Raw genomic sequence first — 18,105 nt, 5'->3', positions numbered from 1 at the left:
TTGCTGGAATGCATTTCGCATTCCTCGTAGTCTTTCCTCATCCGGCCCCGCTCCGGGGCCGCGCGTCGAGGAGGACCCCATGACCGCCGTCGAGATGCCCCGCGTGACCGAGTGCTCGGTCGCCGGCTGCTCCTACAACCACGATCACGCCTGCGGCGCCTTCGCCGTGACGGTGGGTCACGACTCGAGCTGCGCCACCTTCATCCCCCTGGACGTCAAGGGCGGGCTGAGCAAGGTCGTCACCCAGGTGGGCGCCTGCCAGCTCGCCGCCTGCGCGCACAACCGGGACCTCGAGTGCACCGCCGACTCCGTGCGGATGGGCGCCGGGGCCGATGCCGCGGACTGCCTCTCCTTCGAGGCCCGCTGAGGGCTCCGCGTATCGCCATGTGAACACCCTCTTGCCGCACCGGCGACGGTGCGGCATGCTCTGGCCCATGACCTCGATCGCCGCGCTCCGCGAGACCACCCCCCGGGTGGTCCGCTCGGCCATGCGCGCGATGATGTCCATGATGATGATGCCGATGATGCATCGTCAGCCGAGCCTCTGAGCGCTCCAGACACCTCCGGGGTCGGCTGACAGGAGCCGGCCGGAAGGCGCGGGCTCCAGGTGCCACCGGGAGCACTCCCCCTCGGGGATCCCGGGCCCACCGCCCGCCGCGCGTGCCGCAGGCCGCGCCGCATCTCGGAGACTCACATGACCATCACCCTGGATCGCCCCACCGCCCCGACCGCCCGTCCCCTCGCCGTCCGCCCGGCGGACGCGGTCACCATCACCGTCAGCGTCACCCTCCCCGCCGGGACCGGTGACATCGAGACCGCCCTGCTGGCCGATGAGCTGCGCGGCCACGCCCAGCGCCTGGTCGCCGCCCGTGACGGCCGCACCACCGTGTCGGTCAACAGCCCGCGCGCGTTCGCCGCGACCGGCCCCGTCGGCCGCACCTCGCGGGCGCTCCCGCCGCGCTCCGCGGGCGCCGCGGCCGTGAGCCCGCTGCGTCCGCGCCGCGCCGGAGTGGTCTCGCCCAACTCCCCGGCGCGCCGGGACGCGGAGGCCGCGCGCCGCCGGGCACTGCAGGCCACCGCCGTGAGCCCCGCGAGCCCCTCGCTCGCCGCCGAGGACTCGCTGGTGATCGACCTGTTCGGTCGCCGCGTGCGGATCGACGGCCGCGATGTGGACCTCACCTACAAGGAGTTCGAGCTGCTGGCCCAGTTGGCCCGCGGCGCGCGACGCATCGTCACCCGCGAGGAGCTCATGGAGACGGTGTGGGCCGACGCCCCCGCGGAGACCGGCGAGCGCACGGTCGACGTGCACGTGCGGAGGCTGCGCACGAAGCTCGGCCGGTACCGCCGCCTGATCTCGACGGTCCGCGGCTCCGGCTACCGCCTCGACCCGGGCAGCGACGTCGCGATCCTTTCCTGACGGACGATCGAGACGATCGAGCCGCCCTGCACAGGCCGCACAAAAAAGGACGAGCGGCCCGGAGCTCTCAACCGACAATGTCGGGGGCTCACGGACCGCTCGTCAGGCCTGTCGTCCGTCAGGGGTGGGTGCGGGCGAACAGGCTGGACGGGCTGCCATAGGTGGGGGAACCTGGCACGGTGCCCGTCCGGCCGCTCCCCATGAGGGGGGTCTTGAGGAACGGCACATCTCTCAAGTTTTCAACTGCCGAAACTGTACCAGCATCGGAGGGGGACGGACCCCCAACCGTCATGCGCCTCACTCGCGGGGGTTCTGACGCCCGCCGCTCGATCGGCACACTCTGAGTCTAGGCCTTTCGGCCAGCCCTGTAAACGCCGCGACACTCCGTGTTCTCGCAGGTGAAATGCAGGAAATTCTTCGCCACGTCTGCGTGGGGAGATCCTCATGACATGGTCATGATCAGACCAAAGGAGGAGGCCATGAGACGGACAGCACGGTCGCGTCGTCATGGGTCTTCCGGGGTCGTTCCGCGGGCGGCACGGCCCGCTCCCGCGCACGCAGATCGGTGAGCACGGCACCGGGGTCACTCTCGAGCGCCCCGGCCAGGGAGACGGCGTCCTGCGCACCGAGGAGGTCGATCAGCCGCGTCACCCCGTCGCTCACCAGGTGCGCCGTGCGCAGTCGCGCGATCGGCCGTTCCCCGACCAGCGCCTCCGCGGCCGCCTCCGGCTCGTGGCGGGCGACCCAGAAACCGCCGGGCACGTTGCGCCGCGCCTCGACCGCCTCGGCCGTCCGCTCCTCGCCGACCACCCGGTCGACCCGCCCGTCCGTGATCCGTCGCACGTCACCGTCCCGATCGACGAGGAGCAGGGACGAGTCGCACAGCACCAGGTGCTCGAGCAGCGCGCCCCGTCGGCGCACCATCACCACGGTCGCCGAGGGGGATCCCGCCGCGAGGTCGCAGTCCGCCGCATGCTGGTCCTGGACCTCCGCGATGCCCGCGGCGAGCACCCCGCGCAGGTCGATCCCGGGGTCCTGGCCGAGCCGCAGCAGGCGCGCGGCGAGGGAGTGCGAGTACCAGGCGACGGTGTGGGAGCAACCGGCCCGGAAGCGCTCCGGCAGGCCCGCCCCGTCGAGCAGCACGCCGACCTCGCCGAGGACGCCGGCCGCGTCCTCGTCGGCATCCGGCCGGGCAGGCGAGGAGAGCAGGGCGGCGCGCACGCGCCCACGCTACTCCCTGCCCCCAGTAGAGTTGGCCCCGGACCATGCCGTCCGGCTCCCCAGGGCGGCCGGTCGGCGTCGAGCACGTGAAGGGACATCGATGATCGCGCAGGCGCGGATCACCTCCGACACCACCGCCACGGTGCACCTCGCCGAGGACACCGTCGAGGTCACCGGAGCCGACCTCGCCGAAGTCCGCGACCGGGTCAAGCAGGCGTTCATCCGGGCGGCCCGCGACGACGGCGAGGCGCTCGACGTGGTGATCGTCGAGCCGGACGTGCGCCACCATCTGCGCGTCGAGCCCACCGGACGGATCGCCCCGCGCACCGCCGACGAGCGGCCCGTGCACGGCCCGGCGCTCGACACCCCGCTGCTCGCCCCGCTGCCGCAGGACGACACCGCCGACCTTTCGGGCCTCGACGGGGCCGTGCGCACCCACCGCGCCGGTCGCCGTCGGGCGAGCGCTGCCTCCGCCCCCGAGCCGCCGACCAACGACCTGCCCGTCGTCGCCGCCTCGCCGGCCCCGGCCCCCGCGCCCTCCCCCGCCCCGGTTCCCTCGCCCGCGCCCGCGCCTGCGCCGTCGCCGGCGCCCGCTCCCCTTCCCGAGCGGCGCCCGCTGCCGCCGCGCAGCGTGGAGGACGGCGCGAACCGCCCGACCCTGCAGGACCTGCAGACCTCGACCGCGAAGCGGACGCGGGTCAAGGCCACCAAGGGCTTCCCGGGCTTCGTGACCAAGCTGACCGGCGGGGCGATCTCGCCGCGCCCCGGCCGCGCCGAGCGCCGGGAGAACGAGCGGATGGACCGGATCCGTCGGCCGCTCGACGGGCCGCGGAACATCGCCGTGGTGAACCTCAAGGGCGGCGCCCACAAGACCACCGCCTCGCTGATGATCGCCGCCTCCCTCGGCGTGACCCGCGGCGGCAACGTGCTGGCCTGGGACAACAACGAGACCCGCGGCACCCTGGGTTGGCGCGGTCTGCCCACCGATCATCACCGCACGGTGGTGGACCTGCTGCGGGGCATCGACCGCCTGCAGGCGCCGACGGCCACCAACGCCGACCTCGACCCGTACGTGCGCCCCCAGGGCGAGATGCGCTTCGACATCCTCGCCTCGGACGAGGACCCGGGCTCGATGGCCTCGATCGACGAGCGCGCCTTCGCCGAGCTCGACGAGACCCTCTCGCGCTTCTACCGCATCAAGGTCATCGACACCGGAAACAACGTGCGCGCCTCGAACTGGCTCGCGGCCGTGCGCAGCGCCGACCAGCTGGTCATCATCTCGACCGTGCGCGAGGACACCTTCAACGCCGCCGCCTGGATGATCGACGAGCTGCGGGCCACGGGCCTCGCGAGCCAGGTCGACAACGCGGTGACGATCCTGTCCCACTCGGCCAAGGGAAAGTTCGACCCGTCCCTGCGCAGCCGCCTGCTCGCGCACTTCGGGGCGCACACCCGCGCCGTCACCGAGGTGCCCTACGAGAAGCAGTTCGTGGACGGCACCCACCTCGAATGGGGCCGGATCCACCCGCGCACCAAGGACGCGTGGCTCGACGCGACCGCGCTCATCATCGACGGGCTCTGAGCCCCGCGAGCATGCCGCTGCGCCGCCTGCACCTGGTGCTGGACCCGGATCTCGGGCCCGCCCTGTGGGTGCGCGAGCAGACCGGTCCGGGCCGTTCGCGCGCGCTCGAGGACCTCTCCGCCCTGCGCGAGGGGCCGCTCGCGGGCGTCCTCGAGCACGCCCCCGATCGGCTCCGGCACCGGGTGCGGACCGGCGAGCGCCGTGTGCCCGCCCTGCCGCTCGAACCCGCCGCCCTGTTGGCCCTCGTCGGCGCCGTCGCCCACGCGCTGCGGGAGCGGCTCGGCGAGGGGTTCGCGGACCGGCTCCCCGACCTCGTCGCAGACCACACCGCCGCTCGGCTCGGCGAGGAGCTCGTGGCCATGCCCGAGCTGCTCGGCGCCGTGCTGCTGGACGACCGCGCCCGGGAAGCGGTCGCGGCCCGCGCGCTGCGGGTCCGCACCGAGGAGCGCTTCGGCCGGCCCGTGCTGCGCTGGCGGGCGCTCGACCCGAACGCCTCCGGGCTCGAGCACGCCCTGGTCGACGCCCGGGCCCGCACCGCCTTCCTCGAGCACCTGCGGGCCGCCCCCGCCCCGACGGAGGATCGGCACGGCGTGCTGTGGGCCCTCGCCGAGGACGCCGAGCTGCAGGGCGCCGACGTCCCCGCCCAGCGCCGCATCACCGCCGCCTTCGACGCCTTCGTCGACTCCGCCCGGCCCGGGGTGCGCCTCGGCTCCTCGGAGTCGGAGCTGGTGGTGCGCCTGTTCCAGCCGCCGCTCGGGGCGGCCTGGCCGCTGCAGACCTGCCTGAGGGAGCCCGACGGGACGGTGCATCCCGTCGCCGATCTCCGCGCCGTCGGCGACCTGAGCGCCGCGGGCGCCGCGGAGGCCTCCGCCGAGGTGCTGCGCCTCGCTCCGACGGTGCGGGACGCCGCCGTCGACGAGACCGGCGTGGACTGGCTGCTGACCACCGCGCAGGCCGGGGCCTTCCTCGCCGCGGACACCCCCGCCCTCGAGCAGGCCGGGGTCACGGTGCTGCTGCCGCGGGACTGGACCCGCCAGCGCACGGTGGTGCGGGCCACCGCCGAGGAGGGCGACCAGCAGCAGAAGGCGTCGGGCTCCGGGGTCGGGCTCTCCTCGATGGCGACCTTCCGCTGGCGGGTCGCGGTGGGCGACATGGAGCTCACCGAGGAGGAGATGCAGCAGATCCGCGAGGCGCAGTCCGAGCTGGTCGCCCTGCGCGGCCAGTGGGTGCGCCTGGATCCGACCACTCTGCGCGCCGCCGAGCGCTTCCTCGACGCCTTCGCGCGCCGGGGCACGGCGCCGCCGCCGCAGTTCGTGCGCGCGGCGCCGACGGGTGCTTCCGCGGCCGAGACGCCCTTCGAGGTGGTGGGCGAAGCGCGCTGGACCGACCTCTTCGCGCAGCTGCTCTCCCCCGAGGCGGCCGAGCTCGACGCCGGCATCGATCGACTCCTCCGCTCCCCCGGCGCCGGGCTGCTGGACCTGCTGCCCGGCGGCCCCGGCGCCCCGAGCCTCCCGCCGCCCACCACCCTCGACGCGACCCTGCGCCCCTACCAGCAGGACGGCCTCGACTGGCTGTGGGCCCTGGACCGGCTCGGCCTCGGCGGGATCCTCGCCGACGACATGGGGCTCGGCAAGACGATGCAGGTCCTGTCGCTGCTGTGCCGCGAGCGGGAGGAACAAGAAAAGTACGAGGAGAGCGCCGGAACCGGACCGGTCGGCCCCACCCTGCTGGTGTGCCCCATGTCGGTGGTCGGGGCGTGGCAGCGGGAGGCCGCGCGCTTCGCCCCGCACCTCGCGGTCCACGTCCACCACGGCGGGGACCGGGTGCGGGACGAGTCCTTCATCGCCGGCGCCGCGGACCTCGACGTCGTGATCACCACCTACTCGCTGCTGGCCCGAGACCTGCCGGTGCTCTCCGCGGTGCCCTGGCACCGGATCGTCCTCGACGAGGCGCAGCACGTGAAGACCCCCGGCACCCAGGTCACCCGGGCGGCTCGTTCCTTGCGGGCGACGCACCGGCTCGCCCTGACCGGCACCCCGGTCGAGAACCGCCTCGGCGACCTGCACGCGCTCATGGAGGTCGTGAACCCGGGGCTGCTGGGCCCCGCCGCCGCCTTCCGCGAGCTGATTGCGACCCCGATCGAGGAGGAGGGCGACGAGAGCGCGCTCGCCCGGCTCAAGCTCGTCACCGGCCCCTTCGTGCTGCGCCGCGTCAAGACCGACCGCGCGATCATCCAGGACCTGCCCGAGAAGGTCGAGCTGACCCAGGTGGTCAATCTGACCCCGGAGCAGGCCGGCCTCTACCAGGCCCTGGTCGACGAGCTGATGACGGAGATCCGCAGCGCGGCGGCGCAGGGGTCTGCCGGGTCTTCTGGGTCCTCCGGGCCGTCGGACGCCGTGCGCCGGGCGAAGGTGGTCTCGACCATCACCCGCCTCAAGCAGGTGTGCAACCACCCCGCCCACTACCTCGACGACGGCTCGGCGCTGCTGCGCGAGGGCGAGCACCGCTCGGGAAAGCTCGAGCTGGTCGACGACGTGCTCGGCGCGGCCCTCGCCGAGGGCGAGAAGGTGCTCGTGTTCACCCAGTTCACGAGCTTCGGACGGCTCCTCGTGCCCTACTGGGAGGAGCGCTTCGCCGAGCACTCCCTGAGCGTCCCCTTCCTGCACGGCGGGGTGAGCAAGCGGGACCGCGATGCGATGGTCGCCGAGTTCCAGGCGCAGCGGGACCGGCCCGGGGTGATGCTGCTGAGCCTGCGCGCGGGCGGCACGGGGCTCACCCTCACCGCCGCGAACCACGTGATCCACCTCGACCGCTGGTGGAACCCCGCGGTCGAGAACCAGGCCACCGACCGCGCCTTCCGCATCGGCCAGCGCCGCGACGTGACCGTGCACAAGCTGGTCAGCGCCGGCACCGTCGAGGAGCGCATCGACGCCGTCCTCGCCGACAAGCAGGCCCTCGCCGACCGGTCGGTGTCCACGAGCGGCGAGGACTGGCTCGCGGACCTCGACCCCCGCTCCCTCGAGCGCCTGCTGTCCCTGTCCGAGGAGGAGCGCCCATGAGCATCCGTCTGATCTCCCGCCGCGGCGCGATCGGCACCGCCTGGCAGGCCGTCGCCCTGCGGGAGGCGGCCGAGGCGCTGCTGGGCCTCGGCCGGGCCGGCGCCGGGAAGGCCGACGCCCGCGCCGGGAAGGTGCAGTGGTTGGACGTCTCCCCCGGCGCGGTCCGCGGGGACGTGCTGGACGCCGACGGCGCGCTCTACCAGGCGCGGCTCGACGTGCCGGTGCTGCCGGGCCCGGACCGCGAGGCGCTGCTGGCCGTGGCGCGCGCCCACCCGGAGCTGCCCGCCCGGCTCGCCGCGGGCGAGTACCCGCAGCAGATCGAGAAGGAGCTCGCGGAGCACGAGGTGTCCCTGCTCCCCCGCGGCGCCTCCGAGCTGAGCCACGACTGCTCCTGCCTCGACTGGCCCGGACCGTGCCGCCATGTCGCCGCCCTGCTCTACGTGCTCGTGGAGGCGGTCGACGCCCGGCCCGCGGAGCTGCTGACCCTGCGCGGCCTCGCGCTCGAGGAGCTCGTGGCCCCCGCCCCGTCGGCCGAGCCCGCCCCGGAGCGCCCGCTGGACCCCGCGCGCGCGGACCCGGGCCTGCTCGCCGCGGTGATCGGGGAGGGTCCGGCCGCGGTGATCAACGCCTTCTACCGGGCATAGGCTCGGAGCATGCTCGAGAAAGCCGTCACCGCCCTGTCCGCCCTCGTCGAGGAGGCCGTCGCCGAGTCCCGCACCGCGGGGGTGAGCTGGGCGCTGATCGGCGGCCATGCCCACGAGGAGGCGGTGCTGGCCCACGGCGCCGCCGGGCATCGCGAGCTGCACGGGGGCGCGCCCGCCCCCGGCTCGGCCCCCATGGACCGCGGCACGATCTCCCGCATCGCCTCGATGACGAAGTCCTTCACCGCCGCGACCGTCCTCGCCCTGCGCGACGAGGGTGCCCTGCGGCTCGACGACCCCGTCGCCCTGCACGCGCCCGAGGCCGCCGGCGCCTTCGATCAGGTCCCCGGGGATCCGGAGATCACGCTGCGGCTGCTGCTCACCATGAGCGCGGGACTGGTCACCGACAACCCCTGGGGCGACCGCCAGGAGTCCCTCACCCGCGAGCAGTTCGCGGCCGTGCTCGCCGGCGGGCTCGGCGCCGCCCACCGCCCCGGCACCGCCTTCGAGTACTCCAACACCGGCTACGCCCTGCTGGGCCGGGTGATCGACGAGGTCACCGGCTCGGACTACACCGCGGAGATCCGCCGCCGCTTCCTGGACCCGCTGGGGCTCGCCGACACGGGGTGGTCCGCCGCGGAGATCGACGCCTCGCGCCTCGCGACGGGGCACCGCGTCGCCGACCGCGCCGACGCGAGCCGCTTCGAGCCCGTGCCGCTGGACTCCCCCGGCGTGTACGGGGCGATGGCCGGGCTCTTCTCGACCGTCGACGACGTGGCCGCCTGGGTGCGCTTCCTCGCCGCCACGAAGGAGGGCGGTCCGCTGTCCCTCGCCTCCCGCCGCGAGATGCAGCAGATCCACCGCCACCAGTCGCTGCCCGCGCGGGACGGCGGCTTCGACCGGATCCGCGGCTACGGCTTCGGGCTGGTCATCGAGCAGTTCCCGGACCTGGGCACGGTGATCTCCCATTCGGGTGGCTACCCCGGCTACGGCTCGTTCATGGTGTGGCACCGCGACTCCGGGGTGGGCGTGACCATGCTCGCGAACTCGAAGTACGCCCCCGCCACCGCGCTGTCGATGCAGGCCCTGCGCCTGCTGCACGCCGAGGTCCCGCAGCTGCTCGCGCCACGGGTCCCCGTTCCCGCGCCGCGCACGGAGCAGGCGGCCGCGGCGATGCTCGACTGGCTCGCAGGCGGCCCCGAGGAGCATGCCGAGCGCTGGTTCGCGGACACCATGGATCTCGACGCCCCGCGGGACGAGCGGCGCCGCCGAGCCGCCGCCGCTCTCGAGCGGACCGGTCTGAGCGGCGCGGACCTGCGCGCGCTGCAGATCGGGGAGGCCGAGGTGCTCACACCCGCGCAGCTGCGCTGGAGCGTGCCGGGCGCGGTCGAGGGGACGGCGCTGCGGATCGATCTGCTGATGGACCCGCGCCGCGAGGCGCTCGTGCAGCAGCTCGAGACCACCGCCGTCGCGGAGCCCGGGGCTCAGCCGAAGGCGTAGCCGCCGTCGGCCCCGGTCTCACTGGCCTCACAAGAGAGGTACTCGCCCTCGGCGGTCAGGCCGATCACCCCGAGGTCCTCCGCCGTGCACGGCTGCCCCGCCTCGACCTGGGCGAAGGCGGAGTCGATGTCGCTGGTCGCGCCGCCCCCGGGTCCCGCGGCGGAGCCGGGCGGGAAGATCACCAGCAGAGAGAACGCCACGATGATGCCGAGCACCACAGCCGCGACGACGCCGAGGCCGACGGCCATGTACGTCGAGCGGCGGCCGGGCGCGCCCGGACCGGTCACCGTGCCCGGCCCCGACTGGGTATAGGTCTGGGAGTACGTGGGGGCGAAGTGCTGCGGCCCGGGCTGCGCCGGCTGAACCGGCTGAGAGGGCTGCGCCCACTGCGGCCCGGTCTGCGGGGAGGCGGAGCCCGAGGAGAAGCCCTGCTGCACCTGGCCGGCGCGGATCGCCTCGAGGGAGGCGGGATGGACGGTCGGGGCGGGACGCTCGGGGCGGCGGGCCCCCGGGGCGTCCGCCGGCAGGGGGTCGAGGGTGTCGGTGAGCTCCAGCGGGGCGCCGTCCGCATGGGTGAGCGGATAGGTCGGGGGCACGCGCGGCAGGTCCCGGCGCACGGCGTTCGCGTCCTGGTAGCGGTCCTCCGGCTGCGGGGCGAGCAGGCGCCGGATCACGGCCGACAGCTTCGGGGTCACCCCGCGCAGGTACTGGTTCAGCTCGTCGGGGCGGAAGGCGCCGTCATGCAGCTTGATCGGCCCGTTGAGGGCGACCAGCGCGACCACGCCCGCCGCGTACAGATCGTGCGACGGCGCGGGCTCCGCCATGGAGAACAGCTCGGGGGCCATGTAGCCGGGCGTGCCGTTGACCATCCCGACGTGGGTGAAGCGCACATCGCTCTCGTGCACGGCGATCCCGAAGTCCGCCAGGCGGGAGACCGGGCGGGCGCGGCCGCGGGCCTCGAACATGATGTTCGCGGGCTTCACGTCACGGTGGATCCAGCCCTCGGCGTGCACATGGGCGAGGCCGTCGAGGAGCTGGTCGAGGATGACCACGGTCGCGGGCTCGCCGAGCGTCCCGCGCCGCTTGACCACGGACTCGAGGGTGCCGCCGGAGACCAGCGGCATGGCGATCACGACGTGCTCGTCCTCCGCGCCCCAGCCGTAGGGGGTCAGGAGGTGGGGATGGTCGAAGCTGACGCCCTTCTCGCGCACGAAGCGCATGAGGTCCGCCGAGTCCCGCTGCCGCAGCACCTTCGCGGCGCAGATCTCCTGGGTCTTCTGATCCCAGGCTCGCCAGACGGACCCGGATCCCCCCTTGGCGATCAGGTCCACCAGCGCGAAGCGCCCGACAATTACGTCAGCCATAGCGTGATCAGCATAACCGGAGCCGACGCCCTCGTTATGCTGGTGTGGATCGTGCAGGGGCACCGCACGGGCCGACGGAGCGAGAGGGGACCCGATGGCACCGCTCGAGGGCGACGCGTTCTGGGACCCCGTCCCCGGCTCCTGGATGGTGATGGGCATCCTGCTGGCGGTGCTGGTCGTCCTCACGCTCGGCTTCCTGGTGTGGACGGCGATCCAGCGGGACTCCCCCGACCACTCGACGAAGGACCTCGTGGACCGGGCGGTGCGCCGGGACACCGAGCGGGCCACCTCGATCCGTCGGCGCCTCGACGCGGACTCCGGCCGAGCCGACACCACCGAGCCCGAACTGCGATGACCGCGGCCCACGGCCCGCGGCGGCGGGACCTGGGCGCCCTCCTCGCGCTCGGCGGCCTCGGCCCCGGCCTGCTCGCGGGCTGCTCCCCCGGGCGCGTCGCCACCTCCCCCGACGTGCCCCGCGACCCTCTCGCCGAGCTCGAGGCGGAGCTGTGGGACTCGCGCTCGGCCGCCGACCTCCTGGCGCAGGACGTCGAGGGCGGCGACGACCTCGACCTGACGGCCGCGCGCGAGGAGCTGGTGCGCTTCGTCGAGGCGGCCTACCTCTCCCCCGAGACCCTGCGCCCTCTCCCGGACTCCGAGGCCTACGAGCACATCCGCGCCGCGACCCCCGCGTACTGGGAGGACAACCTGCAGGACGCCTGGGAGGCCTCCGAGCGGCTGTACTACGCCCACAGCCCCGCCGAGGGGTTCCGCACCGTCGGCAGCCCCGCGATCAGCTCCTCCTGGTTCCGCCGCGAGGCCGAGGGCACCCCGTTGCTCCTCCTCGGGGCGACGATAGCCTGGACGGCGATCGAGACCGCGAGCCGTCGGGTCGGGGTCTGCGCCTTCCGGGTGGGGATCCGCGCGGAGCTGGACGCCGACGGCGCCATCCCCACCGCGTCCCTGCGGGTCACGCTGCACGGGATGGACCTGTGCGCCATGCAGGAGGGCGACGGGCTGACGATCCCCGCGCTGGGCGACGACGAGGCGCACGTCTCCGCCCGCGAGGAGACGGCCCGGCTGGTGCTCGCCTCCCCCCGCCTCGGCGCGGAGGACCTCCTCGACGAGGAATCCGCGGTGCTCGAGGGCGACGAGTCCACGAACGTCCTCTGCGGCTGAGCACGCGCTGTTCACCTCGACGTGGCCGCGCGCTCACCCTCGGCACGCCCTGCGGACAGCCGTCCTGCCTAGCGTGCGGTGACCACGCACGACGACGAGGGGAGGCACCATGCGACCGGGTCGCACCCTGCTGCTCGCCATCGACGGCGCGACCGGCGCGGAGCTCTCCCCTCTCCTGGACGTCGCCACCCCCTTGGAGCTGCGCCCCGGCGGCCCGTCGGAGCCCGCACCCGCGCTGACCAGCCTGATCACGGGGGCCTCGGTGGCCCGCACCGGGATCGCCACCGAGCACCCCTTCCGGCCCGACCGCCCCGCCGAGCGCTCCACCTGGTACGCCCGCTCCCTCACCGCCCCCACCCTCTTCGACGCGGTCGCCGCCGCGGGGGGATCCGCCGCCGCGCTGCAATGGCCCGCGACCGCAGGCGCCGAGATCGCCCTCTGCCTCCCGCTCGTCGAGGACCTGCGCCACTTCCGCAACCGCTGGGAGATGACCGAGCGCACCAGCAGCGAGCGGATGGTGCTCGAGCACCTCGCGCCGCGTCGCGCCGCCGGGGTGCACCTCTCCCAGGTCCCGCACGACGCCCTGGTCGTCGAGATCACCGAGGAGGCCTGCGCCCGGGAAAAGGTCGACCTGCTCGCGGTGCGCCTGACCGGTCTCGGGACGCAGCGGCGCGAGGACGGCCCCGACTCCCGCGCAGCCGTCCGGGCCCTCGGCGACACCCTCGAGAGCGCGCAGCGGGTGCTCGCGGCCTTCGCCCCCGCCGCCGAGGACCGCGTGCTGCTGCTCCCCGGTCGCCCCTTAGTGCCACCGTGCCTGCTGGTCCACCCCAACGCGGTCCTCGCCGCGAAGGGACTGGTGCGCACCGAGGGGACGCACCTGGAGAGCTTCCGGGCGCTGGTCTGGCCCGACGGTCCGCGCGGCGTGGTCCACGTTCCGCGGGAGGAGGGCTCCGCCGTGCGGATCGCCGCTCTCGAGGAGCTGTCGGGCCTGGTCGAGCTGGCCGCGCGGGACGGCCGCTCCCGGCTGACGCTGCGCACCGTCGAGGACGGTGTCGGCGCGACCGTGCGCACCGATGTGATCGCGGTGCTCGAGGGATCGCCGGGCACCGTGTTCGGCCTCTCGGCGACCCATCGGCCGCTGGTCGACGGGGAGGACCCGTACTACGCGGGCCCACGGGCCGTGAGCGACCCGTCGGCCGCCACGACCGCCCTCGCCGGCGGGCCCGGGCTCGCGGACGCCCCGGCCACCGGGTCCTGGGCCGATCTCGGGGTCAACCTCGCCCGGGCGATGGGCCTGGTGCTCGACGGGGCAAGCGCCGCCGGGATGGTCGCCGCGAGTTCCCGGTAGAAGCAGAGCGCGCAGGGAGCGCTCAGCCGCCGCCCAGCCGCTCCCGGACCGTGTCGACCAGGCGGGCCAGCACTCCCTGCCGCGGGGCGGCGCGCCGGTCGCGGAGGTCCTCGAGGCCGGGGGCGTCCTGCGCGATGTGGTAGGCCCCGCCGTGCAGGGCGGGATGGCGCGGATCCGCCTCGATCTCCGCAGGCGTCACCTCGCACGCGAGCACCACCAGCACGCGGACCTCACCGTCGGCGTCCACCACCAGCTCGAGGCTGTCGGGCTCCGCCCCGAGATCCGCGGTGACGTCGGCCCGGAGCACGTCGAGCATCGCGTCGAGCCCGGCCGGTCCCGCGGTGCCCTCGCGCAGCATGTCGCGGACGTGGAGCGCCACCAGGTTCCCGCCGACGTCGAGGACAAGGTCGATCAGCTCGTGACGGCCGACCTCCGACCCCTGCTCCTGCAGGCGCAGCTGCTGGATGATGAGGCGCAGCGCCCCGTCGACCGGGGCGTGGGACAGCAACCGACGGGCCTCGGCGCGGGCCGCGGAACGCCCGTCCCACAGCACGGGACGCGCGCTCATGCCACAGCGGGCGCGGTCAGCGCGCGGCGCACCGCCTCGATCTGGGACCGGCGGGCCTCCTGGGAGGCCGGCCCGCGCCCGGAGATCGCGGGGAGGTGTCCCTCGCCGGGCAGCACCATCTCCTCGAGCGGGACCCCCGCGCCGCGCAGCCGGGCCGCGAGCTCGCGCGACTCCCCGCCCAGCTCGCGATCCTGCCCACCGGTGACCAGGTGCACGGGCGGGAGTCCCGCGAGCTCGCCCTGCAGGGGGCTGAGCCGCGGGGAGTCGACGGGGACGGCACCCGCGTAGAGACGGACCGCCGTGCCGAGGTCGGTCTCGTCGTCCAGATGCGCGGCGAGGTCGACCCAGGGCGACTCGAGCAGCAGCAGGGCGGGCTCGTCGCCGCCCTGAGCGGCGAGGGACTGGGCGATCGCGAGCGCGAGGCCGCCACCGGAGCTGTCGCCCGAGAGGACCCAGCGACCGGGACGGAGGCGCGCGGCCGCGCCGAGCCCGTCGAGCGCGTGCAGCACGTCGTCGATCGCGGCGGGGTAGGGGAAACGGGGGGCGAGTCGGTAGTGGACCATCGCGACCGCGGCGCCCGCACGGCGCCCCACCTCCTCGAGCCACTCCCAGTGCTCGCGGGACTCCCCGAGCACGAAGGCTCCGCCGTGCAGGTGCACGAGGACCCCGCGCTCCGCGAGGTGCTCGTCGATCCAGGTGACCGGCACCGACTCGTACCGGTGCCGGGTCACGCGATCCGGGGAGGCCACGGCCCGCGGCGGACGGGTCGGGCGCTGGGAGGCCAGGACGCTCAGCGCGCGCAGGAAGCTCATGGCCCGCATCATCCCACGGCCCGGGCGGGGGCGGGCGGGACGATCTCGTCGTCGACCATCCGCGGGAGGGCCGCCCGGAAGCCGGCGAGGCCCAGGCAGAGGCCGGTCGCGGTGAGGAGCCCGAGCACGACGGGGACCGAGCCGGTCGCATCCAGCAGGGCGCCCGCGACGAGCGGGCCGATCGCGGCGAGAATGTAGCCGAGCGGCTGCACCATGCCGGAGAGCCGCGCGGTGACCAGCGGCGAGCGGGAGCGGGCGGGGATCAGGGCGATCGCGGTGGGGAAGGCGAACCCGCCGATCCCGAGCACGCACGCCCAGACGAGCGGGTCGACGCCCGGCAGCAGCCACAGGCCGAGGTAGCCGGCGGCGGTGAGCGCGCCGAACGCGCCGACGATCCACGGCACGCCCTTCGCGCGGGCGATCACGCCGGGCATGAGCAGACCGCCGAGGATGCCCCATGCAGAGATCACGGCGACGGTGAGACCGGCGCGGCCCGGGCTCACCCCGTTCGACGTGAGGATCTGCGGGAGCATCCCGAACTGGGTGTACGCGTTCGTGGCCTGCAGGCCGAACATGATCGCGAGCGCGATCGCGGTGCGGGAGCGCAGCAGGGAACCGCGCAGCGCGCCCTCCGGCGGCGCGGGCGGGAAGTCGTGGCCGGTGCGGCGCAGCACGAGCGCCCACACCACGACCGGGATCGCGGCGAGCATCCCCCAGGTCTGCAGGGAGACCCGCCAGCCGTCGGCCCCCTCTCCTGCGAGCGGGACGGCCAGGCCGGCCCCGGCCGTGCCGCCGACGGCGAGCACCACCGAGTAGAGCGTCATCAGCGGGACGACCCGCCGCCCGCCGTGGAGCTTGATCCACGCCGGGACCAGCACGTTCCCGAGCGCGGGACCGAGCAGGGCGAGGACGGAGAGGCCGAGGAAGAGGGCGAAGGAGTCGACCGTCGGCCGCAGCAGCAGGCCGATGCCCACGAGCACGAACGAGGCGAGGACGGTGCCGGTGAGGCCCAGCCGGCGGGAGATCGGGACCGCGGCGATGCCGAGCACGCCGAAGGCGAGGCAGGGCAGCGCGGCGAGCAGGCCGGCGGCCGCCGCGCCCTGCCCGTACGCGCCGACGACCTGCTCCATGAGCGGGCCGACGCTCGTCGCGCCGGGGCGCAGGTTCACGGCCAGCACCAGCACCGCGAGGATCGCCAGTCCTCCGCCGACGGCGGCCGCCCGGGCGGGAGCGGTCGGGGAGGCGGCGGGCTCGGGCGCCGCGACGGGGGCGTCGGGCCGGGAGGGAGGAGGGCTCACCCGTCCCTTCTACGCCTCCGCGCCGCGGACGGCCAGCCCGTCCCGCCCGCTGACGCCGATCTCGCCCCGGCCTCAGCCGCTGAAGCCGCCGGTGCCGGCCATGTCGCGGAAGCGCGAGTACTGGCCCTCGAAGGAGACGGGGACGGTCGCGGTCGCGCCGTTGCGGTGCTTGGCGACGATGAGGTCCGCCTCGCCGGCGCGCGCGGACTCCTTCTCGTAGTAGTCCTCGCGATGGATCAGCACGATGAGGTCCGCGTCCTGCTCGATCGAGCCCGATTCGCGTAGATCGGACATCATCGGGGTCTTGTCCTGGCGCTGCTCGCTGCCACGGTTCAGCTGCGAGATCGCAATAACGGGGACCTCGATCTCCTTCGCGAGGAGCTTGAGGGCGCGCGAGAACTCGGAGACCTCCTGCTGGCGGGACTCGACCTTCTTGCCCGAGCTCATCAGCTGCAGGTAGTCGATGACCACGAGCTTGAGGTCGTGCTTCTGCTTGAGCCGGCGGCACTTCGCGCGGATCTCCATGAGCGACATGTTCGCCGAGTCATCCATGAACAGCGGGGCGTCGGCGATGCGGCCCATCGCGCGGGCCATCGCCTGCCAGTCGCGGTCGTCCATCGAGCCGTCGCGCATGCGGTGCATCGGCACCTGCGACTCCGCGGAGAGGAGGCGCATCGTGATCTCGGTCTTGTCCATCTCCAGGGAGAAGATCACCGAGGCCATGCCGTTGTGGATGGAGGCGGAGCGCAGCACGTCCATGCCGAGGGTCGTCTTGCCCATCGCGGGACGGCCGGCGAAGATGATCATCTGCCCCGAGTGAAGGCCCTGGGTGAGCTCGTCGAACTGGGCGAAACCGGTGGGGACACCCGTGACCTGGCCGCCGCGGTTCTGGGTCGCCTCGATCTGGTTGAGGGTCTCGTCGATCACCTCGCCGAGGGCCACGAAGTCCTCCGAGGAGCCGCGCTCGGTGACCGCGTACACCTGGGCCTGGGCCTCGTTGATGACTTCGTCGACCTCGCCGCCGTCGGCCGCATAGCCGAGCTGGACGATGCGGGTGCCCGCCTCGACGAGGCGCCGCAGCGTCGCCCGCTCGACGACGATCTCGGCGTAGAAACCGGCGTTCGCCGCGGTGGGAACCATGTCGATGAGGTCGGCGAGATAGGCGCCGCCGCCCACGCGCTGCAGCTCGCCGCGCTTGGAGAGCTCGTCGGAGACGGTCACCAGGTCCGCCGGCTCGCCGCGGCCGTAGAGGTCGATGATCGCCTCGTAGATCATCTCGTGCGCGGGTCGGTAGAAGTCGTTGCCGCGCACGGTCTCGACCACGTCGGCGATCGCATCCTTGGAGAGCATCATGCCGCCGAGCACGCCCCGCTCCGCGGCGAGGTCCTGCGGCGGGGTGCGCTCCAGACCGCGGTCGGATCCGGCTTCGAAGGCTTCGGTGGAGGTCACCGGACCAGTGTAGGAAGCCCCGCCGACGGTCGGGGACACGGTGACCCCGCTGTGGACTCAGCGCAGCTCCGGCATCCCCAGCAGGTAGGCGGCCTGGGCGAGGTGCTGGATGGCGTCGTCGAGGATGCTCACCAGGCGCGCCCCGCGGGTGACGGGCGGCTCCCACCGGTCGTCGACGATCTCGTCCAGCGCCTCGGGCGCGAGGCCGGCGAGCGCTGAGTCGACGGCGTCGAAGCACGCGGTGAGGTAGTCGAGCAGCGGCCCGGCGCCGTCCACGCGGATGCGGCGCGCCTCGGCATCGCTGTGGCCGTAGCCGATGCCGGCCCCGAGGGTCCCGAGCCCGGTCCGCTCCGCGAACCCGCCGCTCTCCCACACCTCGTCCGCGCCGGTGAGGGCGGCGAGCTGCGCGTCGATCTCCCGCCCGGTGTGCCAGATCAGCCACGCGGCGGAGTTCGGATGGTCCCCCGGGTGGGCGTTCAGCGTCGCCGGGTCCAGCTGGTCGGCGAGGGCGGAGGCGGCGTGGCGGGGTCGGGCTGCGAGGTCGCGGAGCAGATCGAGGGCGTCCATCCCCGCAGGCTAGCCCCTCTCCCGGGCATCACCTGCCGTTCACCTCACATACATCGACGACAGGACGGACATAGGCGATGCATAGGTGCGGGCCGGAGGGTTG

General features: G+C 74.3%; 16 protein-coding genes. 9 read left to right on the top strand and 7 right to left on the bottom strand.

The annotated features are described in order from the left end of the window. The first annotated feature begins 79 nt into the window (after nucleotides 1–79). Both V1258_RS14025 and V1258_RS14020 read left to right on the top strand, forming a co-directional pair. A complete protein-coding gene (locus V1258_RS14025; RefSeq protein WP_329745619.1) occupies nucleotides 80–367 on the top strand; it encodes a DUF1540 domain-containing protein in 288 nt (95 codons plus the stop codon). Between the two features lie 327 nt (nucleotides 368–694). After that, nucleotides 695–1,417 (top strand): winged helix-turn-helix domain-containing protein, encoded by a 723-nt coding sequence (locus tag V1258_RS14020; RefSeq protein WP_329745620.1) that lies wholly within the window; start codon nucleotides 695–697, stop codon nucleotides 1,415–1,417. Between the two features lie 459 nt (nucleotides 1,418–1,876). On the opposite strand, the gene V1258_RS14015 is transcribed toward V1258_RS14020, so the two are convergent. Beyond that, complete coding sequence (locus V1258_RS14015; RefSeq protein ID WP_329745621.1) at nucleotides 1,877–2,638, bottom strand: hypothetical protein; 762 nt, start codon at nucleotides 2,636–2,638, stop codon at nucleotides 1,877–1,879. Nucleotides 2,639–2,738: 100 nt separating this feature from the next. Here V1258_RS14015 and V1258_RS14010 point away from each other — a divergent pair, with 100 nt between their 5' ends. From V1258_RS14010 to V1258_RS13995, 4 genes are read left to right on the top strand one after another with little or no spacing between them, the layout of a single operon-like run. Beyond that, a complete protein-coding gene (locus tag V1258_RS14010) occupies nucleotides 2,739–4,220 on the top strand; it encodes a MinD/ParA family ATP-binding protein (protein ID WP_329750270.1) in 1,482 nt (493 codons plus the stop codon). Between the two features lie 11 nt (nucleotides 4,221–4,231). Further along, nucleotides 4,232–7,279: a DEAD/DEAH box helicase gene (locus V1258_RS14005; protein ID WP_329750269.1), complete on the top strand. Its 3,048-nt coding sequence runs from the start codon at nucleotides 4,232–4,234 to the stop codon at nucleotides 7,277–7,279. Continuing rightward, on the top strand, nucleotides 7,276–7,923 hold the full coding sequence (locus V1258_RS14000) for an SWIM zinc finger family protein (protein ID WP_329750268.1): 648 nt from the start codon (nucleotides 7,276–7,278) through the stop codon (nucleotides 7,921–7,923). The genes V1258_RS14005 and V1258_RS14000 overlap by 4 nt, the downstream gene beginning before the upstream one ends. A gap of 9 nt (nucleotides 7,924–7,932) precedes the next feature. Further along, the gene (locus tag V1258_RS13995; RefSeq protein ID WP_329750267.1) at nucleotides 7,933–9,420 is read left to right on the top strand and encodes a serine hydrolase domain-containing protein; all 1,488 of its coding nucleotides are present in this window, start codon (nucleotides 7,933–7,935) and stop codon (nucleotides 9,418–9,420) included. On the opposite strand, the gene V1258_RS13990 is transcribed toward V1258_RS13995, so the two are convergent. Next, nucleotides 9,405–10,784: a serine/threonine-protein kinase gene (locus V1258_RS13990; RefSeq protein WP_329750266.1), complete on the bottom strand. Its 1,380-nt coding sequence runs from the start codon at nucleotides 10,782–10,784 to the stop codon at nucleotides 9,405–9,407. The two genes, V1258_RS13995 and V1258_RS13990, sit on opposite strands and share 16 nt — an antisense overlap. 94 nt (nucleotides 10,785–10,878) lie before the next feature. Between V1258_RS13990 and V1258_RS13985 the strand changes: the two genes are divergently transcribed. The 3 genes from V1258_RS13985 to V1258_RS13975 all read left to right on the top strand — a co-directional run bounded on the left by V1258_RS13985 (nucleotide 10,879) and on the right by V1258_RS13975 (nucleotide 13,308). Then, nucleotides 10,879–11,139: a hypothetical protein gene (locus V1258_RS13985; protein WP_329750265.1), complete on the top strand. Its 261-nt coding sequence runs from the start codon at nucleotides 10,879–10,881 to the stop codon at nucleotides 11,137–11,139. Then, entirely contained in the window at nucleotides 11,136–11,960 is an 825-nt protein-coding gene (locus tag V1258_RS13980) for a hypothetical protein (RefSeq protein WP_329750264.1), read from the top strand. The genes V1258_RS13985 and V1258_RS13980 overlap by 4 nt, the downstream gene beginning before the upstream one ends. A 109-nt stretch (nucleotides 11,961–12,069) precedes the next feature. Next, entirely contained in the window at nucleotides 12,070–13,308 is a 1,239-nt protein-coding gene (locus tag V1258_RS13975) for an alkaline phosphatase family protein (protein WP_329750263.1), read from the top strand. Nucleotides 13,309–13,330: 22 nt separating this feature from the next. Here V1258_RS13975 and V1258_RS13970 read toward each other — a convergent pair whose 3' ends face one another. The 5 genes from V1258_RS13970 to V1258_RS13950 form a co-directional block, all read right to left on the bottom strand. Continuing rightward, nucleotides 13,331–13,876 carry a hypothetical protein gene (locus tag V1258_RS13970; RefSeq protein WP_329750262.1) on the bottom strand — a complete coding sequence of 182 codons (546 nt, stop codon included), beginning with the start codon at nucleotides 13,874–13,876 and terminating at the stop codon, nucleotides 13,331–13,333. Further along, nucleotides 13,873–14,688, bottom strand: a complete 816-nt coding sequence (locus V1258_RS13965) for an alpha/beta hydrolase (RefSeq protein WP_329750261.1) — start codon at nucleotides 14,686–14,688, stop codon at nucleotides 13,873–13,875. The genes V1258_RS13970 and V1258_RS13965 overlap by 4 nt, the downstream gene beginning before the upstream one ends. 8 nt (nucleotides 14,689–14,696) lie before the next feature. Continuing rightward, nucleotides 14,697–15,986, bottom strand: coding sequence for an MFS transporter (locus tag V1258_RS13960; protein WP_329750260.1), 1,290 nt, complete (start codon nucleotides 15,984–15,986; stop codon nucleotides 14,697–14,699). 72 nt (nucleotides 15,987–16,058) lie between these two features. Then, complete coding sequence (dnaB, locus tag V1258_RS13955) at nucleotides 16,059–17,435, bottom strand: replicative DNA helicase (protein WP_329745640.1); 1,377 nt, start codon at nucleotides 17,433–17,435, stop codon at nucleotides 16,059–16,061. 57 nt (nucleotides 17,436–17,492) lie between these two features. Further along, complete coding sequence (locus V1258_RS13950) at nucleotides 17,493–18,002, bottom strand: mycothiol transferase (protein WP_329750259.1); 510 nt, start codon at nucleotides 18,000–18,002, stop codon at nucleotides 17,493–17,495. Nucleotides 18,003–18,105 lie beyond the last annotated feature (103 nt).

The organism is Brachybacterium sp. J153 (assembly GCF_036311905.1).
Classification (GTDB): domain Bacteria; phylum Actinomycetota; class Actinomycetes; order Actinomycetales; family Dermabacteraceae; genus Brachybacterium.
Note: the sequence above shows the minus strand (reverse complement) of the source record. Positions and strands in the feature narration are given on the sequence as shown.